Raw genomic sequence first — 15,999 nt, forward strand, 5'->3', positions numbered from 1 at the left:
CTGGGAGGTGGCGCTTTTGGAGAGTCGCCATCCCGATTCCCTAGGCTTTTAAGCATGAGATGCCATTTCACTGCGGCAGTCTAAGAATACATCCGGCCATGAGTGACTTCACCATACACTACGGGCGCTGGGGGGCTAATCATGGTGCTCATTGCTTCCGGGGGCTCCTACCGTTTTGTTGTTCCACACAGTTGACGTGACTGGAGGAGTGCAGGTTTACCGCACAGGTCTGGAAGGGAAGCTGGTGACACAGGGCGTTTATGGTGTGGTCCGCCATGAATGGTGGATAGCTGGTCCGGTATCAGCTTGCGAAGGTCGAACCAGCCACCCATGCCATTGTTACTTGAGCGTCTTGATCGACACGATGGTGGCCCCCATGCCCTCGGCACGAAACTCAAACGCTACTTGATCCCCAGCCTTCAGGCCTGCCAGTTGTTTGGTTGTAGCGTTGAATGCCATGGTCATGGCTGGCCACTGCACAGCCGGTACGGCGCCATGGGCGATAGTCACTGTATGTTTCGTTGTGTCGATGGCCTTGATCGTGCCCTCCGCTTTGGCCACTGGAGCCTGTTTGGTCTCCTGCTTCATCTGCATGCCTTCCATGGGCGTAGCGTCCATCTTCATACCCGGCATGTCCTCTGCCTGGGCGGAAAGAGACAGAGCGACAACGGTGCTTGCAACGGTGATCAGGGTCAGTTTCATACGACTTTTCCTTGAGGGTTGGTGGATACAACGGGGAGGTGCCGACGACGCATCAAACGGTAGGCCGCCGGAATAACGAACAGGGATAACAAGGGAGCAGTGACCATGCCACCGACCATGGGCGCGGCGATCCGACTCATGACTTCGCTACCGGTGCCACTGCCCCAGAGTATCGGCAATAGGCCGGCGATGATCACGGCGACAGTCATCGCCTTGGGTCGAACGCGCAGCACTGCACCTTCGCGAATCGCGGCGACCAGCCCGCGCTCGGTGCTGTCACCAAGGTCTTCACGTTCGGCCCAGGCGTTCTTCAGGTAGAGCAGCATGATCACCCCAAATTCAGCTGATACACCGGCCAGGGCGATAAAGCCGACACCGGTGGCCACCGACAAGTTGAAGCCCAGCAGATAGAGGAACCACGCTCCGCCGGTGAGAGCGAATGGTAACGTGGCCATGATCAGCAAGGCCTCGTCGAAGCGAGCAAAGGTCAAGTAGAGCAGGATGAAAATGATCAGCAGCGTGGCCGGCACCACCAGCTTGAGCCGTGCATTGGCTCGCTCAAGAAATTCGAACTGCCCCGAGTAGCTCAGGCTCATGCCTGGCTGCAACTTGACCTGCTCGCTGACGACCCGGCGCAGGTCGGCAACCACCGAGGCTATATCCCGCCCGCGTACATCGATGTACACCCAGCCGGAAGGCCTCGCATTCTCGCTCTTGAGCATCGGCGGACCGTCGCTGACCTTGATCTTCGCCACCGTGCCCAGGGTGATCTGGCTGCCCAGTGGGGTGTAGATCGGTAATTGCTCCAGGGCGCCGAGCGAATCACGCCACTCACGCGGATATCGCACATTGATCGGGAAGCGTGCCAGCCCCTCAATGGTTTCCCCGACATTTTCACCACCGATGGCGCCGGCGACGATGGACTGCACATCATCGATATTCAACCCATAGCGAGCAGCAGTTTTGCGGTCGATATCGACGTCGATATAGCGTCCCCCGGTCAGGCGTTCGGCCAGGGCCGAACTGACCCCAGGCACGTCCTTGGCCACGCGCTCGACCGCCTGAGTGGCCGCATCGATGTCCGTCAGATTGCTACCGGCAATTTTCACCCCGATCGGGCTCTTGATCCCGGTGGCGAGCATGTCGATGCGGTTGCGAATCGGCGGGATCCAGATATTGGTCAACCCCGGCACGCGGACCACCCGATCCAGTTCTTCCACCAGCTTCTCCTGGGTCAGGCCGGGTCGCCATTGCTCACGCGGCTTGAACTGAATGGTGGTCTCGAACATCTCCAGTGGCGCCGGGTCGGTGGCGGTTTCGGCGCGGCCAGCCTTGCCGAAGACATGTTCGACTTCGGGGACAGTCTTGATCAGGCGGTCAGTCTGTTGCAGCAGCTGCGCGGCTTTCTGCGCCGACAACCCTGGCAGAGCCGAAGGCATGTAGAGCAGGTCGCCCTCATCCAGCGGCGGCAGGAACTCGCCCCCTAATCGGGACATGGGCCATAGCGCGCTGAGGAATACCAGCAGTGCGGCCAGCATGGTGACTTTGGGTCGACGCAGCACCGCGTCCAGGGCGGGTTGATAGAGCCTGATCAGCCAGCGGTTCAGCGGGTTCTGTTCCTCATTGGGAATCCGTCCACGAATCCAGTAACCCATCAATACAGGCACCAGGGTCACCGACAAGGCGGCCGCCGCGGCCATGGCATAGGTCTTGGTGAAAGCCAGCGGACCGAACAGCCGTCCCTCTTGCGCCTCCAAAGTGAACACCGGGATGAACGACAGCGTGATGATCAACAGGCAGAAGAACAGTGCCGGACCCACCTCGGCCGCCGCTTCGGTCATTACATGCCAGTGATGTTCGCCCTTGAGCTCTTCCCCTGGATGGGCCACGTGCCAGGCCTCGATCTTCTTGTGAGCGTTCTCGATCATCACCACCGCGGCATCGACCATGGCGCCGATGGCGATGGCAATCCCACCGAGGGACATGATGTTGGCGTTAATTCCCTGGTAGCGCATGACGATGAAGGCCATCAGTACCCCGACCGGCAGCGAGATAATAGCCACCAGGGATGAGCGCAGATGCCAAAGAAATATCCCACAGACCAAGGCGACGACGATGAACTCTTCGAGCAGCTTGTGACTGAGGTTTTCAACGGCGCGGTCGATCAGCTTGCTGCGATCGTAGGTGGTGACGATTTCCACCCCGGCCGGCAGGCTTTTCTTCAACTCGTCGAGCTTGGTTTTGACTGCTGCGATGGTCTCGCTGGCATTCTTGCCGCTGCGCAGAATCACCACGCCGCCGACGGTTTCACCCTCACCGTCGAGTTCGGTGATGCCACGACGCATCTCCGGCCCCAGCTGGATCGTGGCCACATCGCCAAGGGTCACTGGCACGCCACCGGCACCGAGCTTCAGCGGGATTGCACGAAAGTCATTGAGGGTCTTCAGGTAACCGGAAGCGCGCACGATGAACTCGGTCTCCGCCATCTCCAGCACCGCACCACCGGTTTCCTGGTTGGCCTTGCCAATCGCCTCGGTGACCTGCGCCTGGGTGATGCCTTGGCTGGCGAGTTTGAGCGGATCGAGCTGCACCTGATACTGCTTGACCATGCCGCCGACCGTGGCCACCTCGGCGACGTTGGCAAGGGTCTTGAGCTCGAACTTGAGAAACCAGTCCTGCAGCGCGCGTAGCTGCGCCAGATCGTGTCCACCCGTGCGATCCACCAAGGCGTACTGATAAATCCAGCCCACCCCAGTAGCATCTGGCCCCAACGCCGGTTTGGCACTGGCGGGCAGGCGACTTTGGATCTGGCTCAGGTACTCCAGCACCCGCGAGCGGGCCCAATACATATCGGTACCGTTTTCGAACAGCACGTACACGAAGCTGTCGCCGAAAAAGGAATAGCCGCGCACGGTTTTGGCGCCGGGTACCGAGAGCATGGTGGTGGCCAACGGGTAGGTCACCTGGTTCTCAACGATCTGTGGAGCTTGTCCCGGGTAGGGGGTACGGATGATCACCTGAACGTCGGAGAGGTCTGGCAGTGCATCGATGGGCGTGCTCTGCACCGACCAGATCCCCCAGGCCGTGACGAAGAGCGTGGCCAGCAGAACCAGGAAGCGGTTGGCCACTGACCAACGTATGAGGGCCGCGATCATGGCTGGCCCCCTAGTTTTTCCAGGCGCTCAACGCGCAAACCATCATCGGTTTGACTGACTGATACACGAACCTTGTCACCCGACTTGACCCCCTGCATGAGCGCAGGGTTGGCTAACGGAAAGGTCATGGTCATGCCGGGCATGCCCAATGTCTTGAAGGGTCCGTGGGCGAGCGTCACGTCTTTGCTATTGATCTGCAAGACCTGTCCCTCCGACTCATGAAGGGCCGGGGCTGCGGTGGGAGGTGCTTGTATTTCCAGTGTGCTGGCGACGATGCCCTTGAGGCTGGCCTCGGAGTCGAGCAGAAACTGGCCGGAGCTGACCACCTGTTGACCTTCTTGCAAGCCTTTCAATACCGCCGTCTTACCATCGTTTTCCTGCCCGAGTTGCACCTCTACCGGACGGTAGCGACCCGCATCTTCAGCGAGCATCACAAGCGTGCGCCGGCCGGTGTGAATAACCGCCTCGCTCGGCACCCACAACGCACTTTGGTCGGTCGTGTGGTTCAGGCGCACCTGCGCCGTCAATCCGGGTCTGAGACGCTCGTCAGGGTTGGGCAGCTCGACGCGTACGCGAACGGTGCGGCTGTCCGGATTGGTCTCGGGCAGAATTGCGCTGACCGTGCCCTTGAGTACAGTCCCCGGGAAGGCTGGCAGGCGTGCTTCGACCGTTTGCCCGACAACGATCGATCCAGTTTCCGACTCTGGAACCGCCACTGCCAGCCAGACACTGCTCAAGCCATTGACGCGAGCCAGCGTCTCGCCGGCCGCCACGGTCATGCCCGTACGGACATCCAACTCTTGCAGCACACCACTGATGGGGCTGGTGAGGGTCAGGTACGGCTGAGTCTTGCCGCTGCGTTCCACCTGGGTAATCAGTGCCGTTGGCATCCCGGTGAGGCGCAACCGTTGGCGGGCCGCCACCAACAAGTCGGCATCGCCATTACGTTTAAGCGCAAGGAATTCTTCCTGAGCAGCAGCCCACTCCGGTACCAGGATATCCGCCAATGGCGCATTGGCCTTGAGCACATCGCCGGCAGCACGGGCATAAACCCGCTCGACAAAACCGGCGGTACGCGCCTGGATCACGGCAACGTCCCGCTCGTTGAACGCCAGCACGCCGACAACGTCCAGACTGGAAGCGAGGACGCCACGGGTGACGGTCGCCAGGCGCAGTCCCAGATTCTGAGTCAGACCTGGATCGATGTTGATCGCGGCACCGCTGGTTGCGCCATCCGCGTATTGCGGTACCAGTTGCATGTCCATGAAGGGCGATTTGCCCGGTTTATCGAACTTCTGCTGCGGGACCATCGGGTCGTACCAATACAGCACCTTGCGTTCGTCTTGCATCTTGGGACTCTGCTCGGCGAGCGTACCAGGCGTTGCGCTCATACGCTGCTGAGCGAACCAGTAGCCACCTGCAATCCCTAGGGTGACCGATAAGCCAGTCAACACAGCCGTTTTCCAGATTCGAGTGCTCATTGGCTGGCTTCCCCATAGTTGAAATACAAACGTGCGTTGGTCAGCGCTCGTTGTTCTTCGACGTCGATTTGTTTGAGGCGAGCCTCGATGAGTTCACGCCGGGCCGCGATAACAGCCCCCAGGTCGCCTTTACCGGCGCGGTAGCTGGCCATGCTCAGTCCGACCTTTTCCTTGGCCAGAGGGACCAGGCTGTCCTGGCTGCGGCTCACAGCACGGTTCAGACGCTCGTAGTCGGCCAGATCCGCCTCCAGTTGCTCGGTATGCTCGCGCACCAGGGCTTCGCGCTCGGCTTCCAGTTGATTGAGTTCGGCGTGTTTGGCGGCGATCTTCGGATTTTGTCGCGAGCCTGGGAACAGCGGCAGATCCCATGAGAATTGCACGCTGACCATGTCGCCGAACTCCCGTCCGCGTCGCTGGTAATCAAGCTCCCAGCTCCAGTCGGATTGCTTTTCCGCCTCGGCTTCACGCACCTTGGCTTCGGCCTCGCGGGTCATTGGTGCGTACGCTGCCAGTTCAGGGTGGTGTTGCAACTTATGGGAGTAGCTTGAGGTATCGACGGGCCATTCGGGCAGACGGCCTACAGGCTGGTCATTGGCAGCAACGCCAATCCAGCGCTTGAGGGCCGCTCGGGCCTGCGCCCGCTGGCGGATCAGATCGTCCTGTTGTTCCGCTAGCTGCGCTGCCTCTTGTTTCGGTGTGACCGCATCGACAGGCTGGGCCCGACCGCCGGCGATTTGGGCGCGCACGGTATCGCTCAACAGACGATTTTCTTTGTAAAAGTCCTGGAACAGCGCCTCTTTACGCTCAACCGAGTAGCTGCTGATCCAGGCCAGTGCTGTGGCTTGGCGGACCTTCAGATGCTCGACGCGACTTTCAGCTGCGGCTCGATCAACGGCCGCTTCGGCGACCTCGATACGCGCTTTGCGCTTGTCGCGGTTGGGCACCTCCTGCATGACCCCAACCATCTGCATGGTCATGAAGTCCTGGTCAATGCTCCAGCGATCCGGGCCACCAATGGGATAGTTCTGCACACCCAGCAGTAACTTCGGATCGGGTAGCTCGCCGGCGGGAATGGCGGCGCTGCTGGCGGCTTGCAGTTTGGCCGCTTGGGCCGTCAGTGATGGAGCGTTGTTGTCGGCCAGCCGCAAGGCTTCATCGAGGGTCAGCGGGGCGGCGACGCTCGGCAATGCCAGTACGCCTGCTGTCAGGCCGGCCACGAGGGGCCAGCCTGCGCAATAACGTAGGAAGTTCATGCTCACGATTCCTTTGATGTTCCACTGCGCGCCTTTTAGACATGCACGCAGAAATGCCATCCCGCCAAGGCAGGATGAGACTCAGTGTGGTACAGGTATCAGGCGCGGGGCGGTCGCCATACCCCGGACGGGGTCTGTGCAGGCAGGAAATCGCTGGAGAGGGAAAGCGCTACGGGGCTGGATAAAGTAACAGGAGGCTTGATGATCGAGACTTGCAGCATGCCGCCGGTCTTGCATTCCTGGCCTGGCTTGCAGGGTTTGCCGTGTTCGGAGGGACTTTTCATATCGTTGCAGCAGTCCATGCCCATGTCATCCATCATCGCCATGCCCGCCATTTTCATTGGGCACGGTTCTGTCGGCGCCTGAATGCCCGCCATTCCGCTGAGGGGAAGCGCCAGGCTAATCAGGAAAATGAGACAACACCGCAGGTAGCGTTTCATGCGGGGGAGTCTAGTCGTTGCTAACGAACCGGACAATTACAAACCCATAAGAAAGAGCCCATTGGCTAGAGTTTGAGGATCAATAGGCTCCTCCTCGGGTACAAGGAGTCGCTGAACAGCCAAGCCCAACTCGCTCAGCCATGGAAAAAGTTACCGCTCACAGCCTATCGTCTGGATCACGCTTGGTTGGTTTGATCTTCTGCGTGTCATCGGTCGTTGGCGGATTCTTGTGCATGTTACTCATACAAAACACCATCGACAGCGGACACAGCAGCACCAGAAAGATCAGCGCATTCGCCGCGATCCAGGCTTGAAAAGCGGGAAACAAAACATAGGCAGCCGCCAGGATAATGGCTGCACCGATGCCCAGCTGAACCATTGAGGGTTTATTACGAGTCATGATGCTCTCCTATCGGGTAAGTCGAGAGGGGCATCATTCAGAGCGGGCCCAGATGGTTGCTCAGAGTCATCGCAATGCTGGCCAGATGCGACTCGGCCAACGTCTGAAGTACCTCTCAACCGTAAAGCTGCACCTTGTCATTGCGGGAAGGTCAAGCAGCAGTGCGCGGTATCTAATTGCCCCACCATAAACAGCGCAGTTTATTTTGACTGCCACGGGTTTTGTGGATGCTGAAAACAATCACGGGGCTGTGAGCTACAGTTGTATTGCCTCAGCTCTATGTTCCCCTTTGGTTGAGAGCCGGGCTTTGGGTGCCGACGTAAGGCACCCTTTTAATTTCATCTGCGGTGGTTCATCCGCAGATGAGGTTGGCCGTTAGCCAGATATCCACTGGAAAGGGCTCAGTCACGATTGGAGAATGGACTATGGATCTGGGAGAGCGTCTACGCCGGGCGGTATCGATTGGATTGTTGATGGGGCTCACCCACCTGACTGCCGACGCCGCGACGACGGTCACCTTGAAGCATGTTCACGGGCTCGCTTTCAGCCAGGATGGGCAACAGCTATCCATACCCAGTCATGACGGATTGGCCCTGTACCGTGATGGTCACTGGAGCAAGGCACCTGGGCCTGAGCACGATTACATGGGCTTTTCTGCCGGCCGTCAGGCGATCTATAGCAGTGGCCATCCCGCCAGTGGCACTGACCTGGTCAACCCTCTCGGGCTAATCAAGAGCAGTGACGGCGGAAGCACCTGGCAGCAGCTCGGGCTTCAAGGAGAGTCGGACTTTCATCTGTTAGCCAGCGGTTTCGACAGCGGGGCCATTTACGTTTACAACACGCACCCGAACTCGAAAATGACCACTTCGGGTTTGTACTACAGCCTGAATGACGGAGCCGCTTGGCAGCACGCTTCGGCTCAAGGGTTGGGGCCAGAGCCGAGTGCCTTGGCGGTGCATCCTACTGACAGCAAAACAGTTGCCGTGGCGACGAGCAGCGGCCTGTTCTTATCGAGCGATGCCGGCGAGCACTTCCAACCTGTTCTCCAAAACGTTCAGGTGCTAAGCGTCAGCTTCAGCATCGACGGAAAGAACTTATGGTTCGGCAGTTTTAACAAGGTACCGCAGCTCTCGATCTTGGACCTGAAGACCCACGAGATCCGCGCCCTCGGTTTGCCCCCCCTCAATCAGGATGCCGTCGCTTACTTGGCGCAGAGTCCGACTAATGCTCAGGAGTGGGCTATGGCGACCCTCAAGCGTGACGTCTATCTCTCGCAAGACGAAGGCAAGACCTGGAAAGCCATTGCACAGGCGGGGCAAACGTTGGAATAACTCCTGAGACTGAGCGCTCCAAGGGATAGGCCAAAATTCAGTTTGTGAGTGTTGGGTCAAGCATCCTGCATCTGATGTGTGCAGTTGTTGTATCAAAACAGCAACAGCGCATCAGCCTGCTGTGCTTCCTATCCACAACACTTTTGCTGCGCTTGCCACCCCCCCCCGCACAGATCCGTACGTGGGGAACTACCGCATACGGCTCCTGCCTCGGGTGCGTGGACGCGAAGCGATCCTCAGGATACGGGTGTGCATTCTTTGGGCTCGGTATGTAGTGATCTGTGAGCAACCCGAAGCGAGACCATTGCAGCCGATGTCGCCGAGAGCCTGACGCCAATATCGGCATATGGCCTTCCTGAAGCCACTCAACAGCTTCAAGTTTCTTGGCACCGCGTGGTAATTGAAGTAACCACACACCACCCACGTGAGCCATTGCCCTTTAGCCCGGATGGGGTCATGACGTCGGCGCTTCAACTCATCTGGAATAGCCAGCAGCGTCGCACGCATTCGCTTCTTGACCGTCAGGTGCAGTATTTGAAACCCGCCGGCTCATCCAACAGTGCCATATCAGCCTCCCTTGCCCAAGGAGCCGATTAAAGAGGTCCGCGACGAGGAATGGCAATGGGCCACATGAACGGCGGTTAGGCACTGCTATAATCCCAATGGCAGCCTTGCCTCCCCGGTAATTGTGGCCAGCCAGCGCCGCTTCGACAGTTTAAAGCAACAGTTGCTCGTGAGGTGTGCCATGACCTGCGCTTTACCCCGCGCCACGCACCGGGCCTCAGGCTGCACTGGGCAGTCCCGGTATTTACGGACCTGCTGGCTGCCGCTGTGCCTACTCCTGCCTTTGGCCGGAGCTTGCCTCTCGTTCGGCGCCGAGCCAACTGCTGAAACCAGCACTCGGGCGGGGTTGATCGTCTGGTCTGAGCCCAAACCGGTAGACAATGTGAGTTTCGTCGATGGAGAGGGAAAACCACGAAGCTTGGTTGACTTCCGGGGTAAGGTGGTTCTGCTCAACCTCTGGGCCACCTGGTGCGTCCCTTGCCGTCAGGAGATGCCGACCTTGGATCGCCTCCAGGCAAAACTGGGCGGCAACGACTTCCATATGGTAGCGCTCTCGCTCGATCAAGGCGGACTGCAGGTGGTACGGGACTTTTACCGGGAGATCGGGATCCAGCACCTCCAGATCTACCTCGACGAGCAGATGCAAACCCTCCAAAGTCTCGGCGCCTTCGGCTTGCCGGCCACCCTGCTGCTGGACCGCGAAGGACGGGAAATTGGCCGCAAAGTCGGTGCGGCCGAGTGGGACAGTCCGCAGGTTATTGAGTTTGTGCAGGAAGTAATGGCCTCCACAGCGAGGAAATAGTCTGCGATGAACCTTAGCGACATCGGCATCCTCAGCGCGTTTGCAGCGGGCATGATCTCGTTCCTGTCGCCCTGTGTGCTGCCCTTGGTACCAGGCTATATGTCCTTCATCGCCGGCCGCTCGGTGGATGAACTGCAGGTCCTGGAAAGCCACCGGGAGCGGCTTGCCGTGATCGGCATGAGCCTGAGCTTCGTGCTGGGCTTTTCCACCATCTTCATTGCGCTGGGGGCCAGCGCCACTGCCGTCAGCCGGCTGCTGATTGCTTATCGGCAGGAGACCAACCTGGTTGGCGGCATCATCGTGATTGCCTTCGGCCTATTCATCACCAATCTGATCAACCCGCGTTGGCTGAATATGGACGTGCGCTTCGTCCACCAGTTCAAGTCCACAGGCGGACCGCTGGCCGCCTATGTGTTGGGTATGGCCTTCGCCTTTGGCTGGACGCCCTGTATCGGCCCCATCCTGGGCAGCATCCTGACGCTGAGCGCTACCACCGGCCGTACCGGCGCCAGTGGCGTTGCATTGCTGTCAACCTACTCGCTCGGCCTGGGTCTCCCATTCCTGCTGACGGCCTGGTTCACCAATCATTTTCTTGCCCAGATGAAGCGTCTTCGCCGTTGGAGCCGGTCCATCCACATAGGCGCTGGTGTCATTCTGATTCTCATGGGGAGCGCCATGGTGACCGGCCAATTGACCGGCTTTGCCTGGTGGTTGCTGGAGATATTTCCGGTCCTCGGCAGGATCGGCTAGCTAGCGGTACTCCTCTGGAAAATTTTGCGCGTTCGATCACTCAGTATCGAGCCTGGTAGAGATCGTTGACCGCGATCAACAAACTACTTCGCGATTGGCGCTTAGCTTGAGCATCGGTTTAGGCCTGCCTGGCTCAATACCATGTCCTTCGTTGGAGACACCACGATGATCGCTAAGCGGTTTACCTCTCTGGTCTTAAGCATATCCCTAGGGGCACACCTGGGCCTTGCCCTGGCAAGTCCGACTGGCAGCGTCTACACCGCCAACGAGCGGGCGGCGTCCATTAGCCAGGTGGACCTCGATGCCGGTGTGATCAGCACGGTCGCCTTGCCGATTTCCCCGCACAACGTGCAGGTTTCACCCGACGGCAGCTTGCTTTTGGTTGTTGGGATATCCGGTCATGCCGGACATTCGAGTGGTGAAAAGGCCAGTGGACAGTTGCTGGTATTCAGTACCACCGCTCTGGATAGACCGCAGTTCAGCCTGCCGGCAGGCGATCACCCGGCTCATGTGGTCACCGACGCCACTGGGCAGCGCGCCTTTGTTACCGATTCCGCCGCCAATCGGGTGCGGGTCTTCGACCTCAAACAGCGGGTTGAACTATCTGGCATTCCGACTGGGCGCTACCCCCATGGGCTGCGCTTGAGCCCCGATGGCCAAACACTCTACGTCGCCAATATGCGCAGCGATAGCGTATCGCTTATCGACGTCGCCACACTCAAGGAGACTGCGCAAATTCCAGTAGGTAAAGGTCCTGTCCAAGTGGGCTTTGCCCCCGACGGCCACCTGGCGTTCGTGTCGCTCAGTGCCGCGAACCAGCTTGGCATCATCGACACAGCCAGGCGCGAGGTGATCGGCAAGGTTGATGTGGGCCGTACGCCGATCCAGATGATGGCCACCGTTGACGGCCGCCAGGTCTATGTCGCGAACCAAGGCAGTGGCCAGAACCCGGACGATCGAGTCTCCATCGTCGATCCCCAAACGCGCAGCAGCATTGGCACCGTGACCACCGGCCGGGGCGCCCATGGTGTGGCCATCAGCACAGATGGCGCTTATATGTTTGTCAGCAATATTGAAGCGGGCACCGTATCCGTAATTGATACGAACAACCGCAAGGTCGTCGGCACATACAAGGTCGGCGCTGGCCCGAACGGGATCAGCTACAAGCCGGCGAAAGCCGAATAGCCCTTCGATATGCCGTGGGGGATGGCACAAAAACTAAGTCTTGAAGCATGGATCGGGCCGTTTGAACGACGTTCGAGCAACCTGACTACGGACTCAACCGATAGCCGTGTTGCTGCGGCCAGCCGGGCACATGTGCGCCAGGGTAAGCACCGGCCTCTTTTGGAGCCGGCCGGAATCAGAGTCACTCTGCGTTGACCCTGGTGGGATAGCCCAATGCCTGTACCATCTCACTCACGCATTCGGCTGCGATGACACTTTCAACACTCACCTTACCGGCAGCGCGATCGACCGTGACCTTGGCCTCCGAATCTGCTGCCTGGATGGCCTTTGTGATCTTGCTGACACAACTACCACGCCCCATACCGGAAACTTCCAAGACGAACATAACGGGCCTCTCATGCTAGAGCGACATCTCTTGCCGCACATGCAGCTTCGACCTTGACATGATGGGAAGGTCAACTCCGACCGGGGTTTATTCCGGCCCCAGAAGCTCCGACATGACCTGATCTGGTCGTAAGCCTTTCTGCATTTGCAGGCGGCCCTTTGAATCGCGATAGACGATCGTGGGCGTTGCCTCGCTGCCCAGCCCAGTCATCAACGCAAGATTGGCGTCGAGTTGCTCTTGAACATTGCTGGGCACCGTTTCCAGAGCCTTGAGTAAGCTCCCGCCACCGGCCACCTCATGCTGTTTCAGCGCGGCTTCTGGTTGCTTGTCCGTCAACAGCGCCGCGGACTTGCCGGCACTGTCGGGACTGAGCAGGCCCACCATGATGTGGCGCAACTGAACCTTGCCGGACTCAACCCACGGGCGCGCCTTGTGCCAGAATTTATTGCAGTAGGGACAGTTCGGATCATCGAACATGTAGACGATGCGTGGGGCATCCTTGCGCCCATCGGCAATCCAGGTGCTCTTTTCCAGGCGCGCCAACACCTCCTTGGCTATCGGTTCGTAGATCAGACGCTCCAGCGTTGCCCCCGTCAGATCCTCACCCTGGGCATCGAACAGGGTGCCAATCAGGACGTGCTGGCCATCGGCCGTGAGGTAAAGAGCCAGCCCTTGGTCGTTATAGCGCGCGGCATAGCCTCGCAGACCACCGGGTGCCGTGAACTCCCCCACGATCGTCGCTCCGCGAGCCTCAAACCCTTTGATGGGCGCTGGCAACTCCTCCGCCTGCGTAACCGAGACGAGCAGTGAGCTGACAAGGGCGAGCAACAGGGGGAGGTACTTGTGGCGCAACATGGCTGAGGGCTCTCTCGCGCAGAATCGCCAGGGTCCCCGCGAGTATCACGGGGGATATCTCACCAATCAGGTACGACCTGGCGACTGGTCACACCCGGTATCTTCGCGCCGCTTGCAGAGACTTGGTAGCGGACCGGTTTAGTCAATGTTAGTACGCCGCAGGCGCATGGACGACTCTCCCTGCACAACCCCAGAGCCGTAAACGCACTTCATACCGCACAGCTCAGCGCCTTGAGAACAGCGCGAATCGCTGTGGGAAGGTGCATAAAACCTGACTCACGTTGCCGCTATCAAACCAAGGCCGGGTCGGATACCTGCTGAGAGGCTGGGATATAGCAAGTGGAAATACTGTCCAACTGCTTGATGACGAGAGATGAAATTGGGTTAGCCTTGCGCCGGTAGAGCACTTGATGAACGGAGCACCAGCGATGTCGCCGATCGAGAACACCGAGGAAAGTTATGGAGTGATCGCGATCCTGTTCCACTGGTCGATGGCTCTTCTTGTTATTGGCCTCGTAATATTGGGTCTCTACATGGTCACGCTTCCTGATGTCGGTTTTAATACGGAAAAGATCTACCTGATTTTCTACCATAAGGCGTTCGGCATATTGGTGCTAATGCTACTCGTACCGCGCTTGGCATGGCGTTTAACTCAAATACTGCCGAAACTGGCTGCACACCTGCCTGACTGGCAAAAAATCGCCGCTCAATTTGTCCATCTTTCCTTTTATGCACTGATGCTCACCTTGCCGATGACTGGATGGCTCATGTCTTCCGCCGCTGGCATTCCAGTATCGCTCTTTGGTCTATATACGCTGCCTGATTTGATTCGTTACGACGGCTATCTGTTTCAGCGATTCATCGACATCCACAGATGGTTGGGTTACATGCTGTGTTTTTTCATATTGATCCATATGGGGGCAGCACTGTGGCATCACTTTGTTTTCAAGGACGATACCTTGCGCAGAATGCTGCCTTAATGGGCTTTCTCGACTACAAATCTGGCTAATTCCCGCAATAGTTTTCCCATGGCCTCATTGGCCGCCACGACTCCCGCATAGGGGGTCCTTTCCCGCATGGGTTCCCGAACCGACAATTCCTTGGTAGCGATAACTTGATTCGTTGCCTCGCGGCTCAGATAGAAGCGCATCGCGAGTTGCAGCATCGCGGGGTCCGAAGTGAAGTCCTGCTTAAGCTCCAGGATTTCGGTGCGAAGCGCAAAAGTGTGGCGGCCGAAATGAGGGGACGGTAGAACCTCGCTGAAATGGTGGGTGTGCCGAAGTGTCTCGACGATTAAAGGTTGAATCATCTGCGATGGCGTTGCCCCCCATTCGTTCTGGCTGAAATATGCAATTTCATAAGCCTTTGTCGAATAGGCCATCTGCGTTTTGGCATAGATAGGCTCAGTCTCGGGGGGCAAGACCAGCAGGGTCGCGGAGTCGGTCTGTTCGCTGGGTAGATTGAGCGGGATGGAGTTCAGCACATATTTCTTCGTATCAGTCTTGACCGGGGAGAGCAAAGCGCAGCCCGATAGCAAGACGACGCATAATGCAATGAGAGCCGCCCTGCCCATGGAGTATTTCATTTGTTTTCCCCCGGTCCGGGTGGCGGCGGCGCGGAACCACGAATCAGGATCGAGGGGTCTCGATTGATCTTGGCCGTTATCGTAGAGAGGGAAGTGGACAGATTTTCAAGGTCGGACAGGGCCTTGTGCGCTTCCGGCAAGAGTTGAGTAGAGAAGGAAGTGGAGAGATTTTCAAGGTCGGACAAGGCCTTGTGCGTTTCCGGCAAGATTTGCATCTGGAGCGTTCTTACGGTGTCATGGCTCAATTTCAGGAGCGGTTCAAATCCACGACTGGCGCGCTCGGTATTGGCAACGATAGCGTCCAGCTTCTTGGTATTTTCAGCCAGTGCCTTGGTGACTTGCTGCATGTTGTCGGCTGATTGCTTCAGCGACACGATAGTCTTCTCGTCGAATAGCGATTCCAGCACTTTGGCCAGTGCCTGGAAACTTTCGTTTACCTGATTTATCGACGTATCGAGCGTCACGATTTTCGAGGGTGCCGTCGGAATGATCGGATAAGGCTCGCCCGGCCATGCGGTCAGTTGCACCGAGTTGGTGCCGACGTCTTCGAGAGCAATGTATACGTAGCCGGTAAATCCTCGTGTTGCCAGTCCTCTGGAGGTAATCGTCGCCACACTGGTCGAACTGACCGGGACAGTCTTGTCGATATTCAACACGATGGCCACTGAATGCGGATTGACCAGTCTGATGCTTTTCACCTTTCCCACATCGACGCCGTGGAACTCAATCGGGGCATCGATCATGAGGCCAGAGACCGGGTCTTGGGTATAGATCTGATAGGTTGTGTATTGGTTTAATGAAAAGAAATACCAGATTGCCCCGATGACAATCGAGATAAGCAGGAACGCCACAAATGCGAGCCTTGCCTTCGTGTTGATGGGGTTTTGCATTGCGCATCGCCTCCAGGAGTTGGGGATCAGCATGGGTTCGTGCAAAATCCTCCTTATATGCACGTAAGCTTTAGAGGTGGTGTTGGTGCAGATGGAAAATTGACTCAGGGTGAGTTGCTGATTTTTGCCTCAACAACGGTAAACAAGCTTAGAAGCCGAGCAGTTTTTGAAGATTTCTGACCAGCTCCCCACTGGCATTCGTACATCCAGGCACTGACGCC

15 protein-coding genes are annotated in these 15,999 nt (G+C 58.1%); 5 read left to right on the forward strand and 10 right to left on the reverse strand.

Going from position 1 to position 15,999, the window contains the following annotated elements; all coding sequences use genetic code 11:
* Positions 1-339 precede the first annotated feature (339 nt).
* From AC1RDQ_RS05290 to AC1RDQ_RS05315, 6 genes are all read right to left on the reverse strand, one after another.
* Positions 340-702, reverse strand: coding sequence for a copper-binding protein (locus AC1RDQ_RS05290; protein ID WP_492586636.1), 363 nt, complete (start codon positions 700-702; stop codon positions 340-342).
* Positions 699-3,857: an efflux RND transporter permease subunit gene (locus AC1RDQ_RS05295; protein WP_492586638.1), complete on the reverse strand. Its 3,159-nt coding sequence runs from the start codon at positions 3,855-3,857 to the stop codon at positions 699-701. Before AC1RDQ_RS05295 ends, AC1RDQ_RS05290 begins: the two co-directional genes overlap by 4 nt.
* Positions 3,854-5,338: an efflux RND transporter periplasmic adaptor subunit gene (locus tag AC1RDQ_RS05300; protein ID WP_492586639.1), complete on the reverse strand. Its 1,485-nt coding sequence runs from the start codon at positions 5,336-5,338 to the stop codon at positions 3,854-3,856. The genes AC1RDQ_RS05295 and AC1RDQ_RS05300 overlap by 4 nt, the downstream gene beginning before the upstream one ends.
* A complete protein-coding gene (locus tag AC1RDQ_RS05305; RefSeq protein ID WP_492586641.1) occupies positions 5,335-6,591 on the reverse strand; it encodes a TolC family protein in 1,257 nt (418 codons plus the stop codon). Before AC1RDQ_RS05305 ends, AC1RDQ_RS05300 begins: the two co-directional genes overlap by 4 nt.
* Positions 6,592-6,689: 98 nt before the next feature.
* The gene (locus AC1RDQ_RS05310; protein WP_492586643.1) at positions 6,690-7,031 is read right to left on the reverse strand and encodes a hypothetical protein; all 342 of its coding nucleotides are present in this window, start codon (positions 7,029-7,031) and stop codon (positions 6,690-6,692) included.
* Positions 7,032-7,188: 157 nt separating this feature from the next.
* Positions 7,189-7,431: a DUF2933 domain-containing protein gene (locus AC1RDQ_RS05315; protein ID WP_492586644.1), complete on the reverse strand. Its 243-nt coding sequence runs from the start codon at positions 7,429-7,431 to the stop codon at positions 7,189-7,191.
* A gap of 425 nt (positions 7,432-7,856) precedes the next feature.
* On the opposite strand from AC1RDQ_RS05315, the gene AC1RDQ_RS05320 reads away from it, so the two are divergent.
* The 4 genes from AC1RDQ_RS05320 to AC1RDQ_RS05335 all read left to right on the forward strand — a co-directional run bounded on the left by AC1RDQ_RS05320 (position 7,857) and on the right by AC1RDQ_RS05335 (position 12,063).
* A complete protein-coding gene (locus AC1RDQ_RS05320) occupies positions 7,857-8,762 on the forward strand; it encodes a F510_1955 family glycosylhydrolase (protein ID WP_492586645.1) in 906 nt (301 codons plus the stop codon).
* Positions 8,763-9,507: 745 nt separating this feature from the next.
* Positions 9,508-10,128 (forward strand): TlpA family protein disulfide reductase, encoded by a 621-nt coding sequence (locus tag AC1RDQ_RS05325; protein ID WP_492586647.1) that lies wholly within the window; start codon positions 9,508-9,510, stop codon positions 10,126-10,128.
* Between the two features lie 6 nt (positions 10,129-10,134).
* Positions 10,135-10,878, forward strand: coding sequence for a cytochrome c biogenesis CcdA family protein (locus AC1RDQ_RS05330; RefSeq protein ID WP_492586649.1), 744 nt, complete (start codon positions 10,135-10,137; stop codon positions 10,876-10,878).
* Between the two features lie 165 nt (positions 10,879-11,043).
* Positions 11,044-12,063 (forward strand): YVTN family beta-propeller repeat protein, encoded by a 1,020-nt coding sequence (locus AC1RDQ_RS05335; protein ID WP_492586651.1) that lies wholly within the window; start codon positions 11,044-11,046, stop codon positions 12,061-12,063.
* Positions 12,064-12,244: 181 nt separating this feature from the next.
* Here AC1RDQ_RS05335 and AC1RDQ_RS05340 read toward each other — a convergent pair whose 3' ends face one another.
* Together AC1RDQ_RS05340 and dsbG are read right to left on the reverse strand one after the other, a co-directional pair.
* On the reverse strand, positions 12,245-12,448 hold the full coding sequence (locus AC1RDQ_RS05340) for a heavy-metal-associated domain-containing protein (RefSeq protein ID WP_492586653.1): 204 nt from the start codon (positions 12,446-12,448) through the stop codon (positions 12,245-12,247).
* Positions 12,449-12,535: 87 nt separating this feature from the next.
* The gene (dsbG, locus tag AC1RDQ_RS05345; RefSeq protein ID WP_492586655.1) at positions 12,536-13,303 is read right to left on the reverse strand and encodes a thiol:disulfide interchange protein DsbG; all 768 of its coding nucleotides are present in this window, start codon (positions 13,301-13,303) and stop codon (positions 12,536-12,538) included.
* A 410-nt stretch (positions 13,304-13,713) separates the two neighbouring features.
* Between dsbG and AC1RDQ_RS05350 the strand changes: the two genes are divergently transcribed.
* Positions 13,714-14,283, forward strand: coding sequence for a cytochrome b (locus AC1RDQ_RS05350; RefSeq protein ID WP_492586657.1), 570 nt, complete (start codon positions 13,714-13,716; stop codon positions 14,281-14,283).
* On the opposite strand, the gene AC1RDQ_RS05355 is transcribed toward AC1RDQ_RS05350, so the two are convergent.
* Together AC1RDQ_RS05355 and AC1RDQ_RS05360 are read right to left on the reverse strand one after the other, a co-directional pair.
* Positions 14,280-14,888, reverse strand: a complete 609-nt coding sequence (locus tag AC1RDQ_RS05355; protein WP_492586659.1) for an ABC-type transport auxiliary lipoprotein family protein — start codon at positions 14,886-14,888, stop codon at positions 14,280-14,282. The two genes, AC1RDQ_RS05350 and AC1RDQ_RS05355, sit on opposite strands and share 4 nt — an antisense overlap.
* Entirely contained in the window at positions 14,885-15,778 is an 894-nt protein-coding gene (locus tag AC1RDQ_RS05360) for an MlaD family protein (protein WP_492586660.1), read from the reverse strand. The genes AC1RDQ_RS05355 and AC1RDQ_RS05360 overlap by 4 nt, the downstream gene beginning before the upstream one ends.
* Between the last annotated feature and the right edge of the window lie 221 nt (positions 15,779-15,999).

It is taken from the genome of Pseudomonas sp. GW823-FHT02E01, assembly GCF_058797535.1.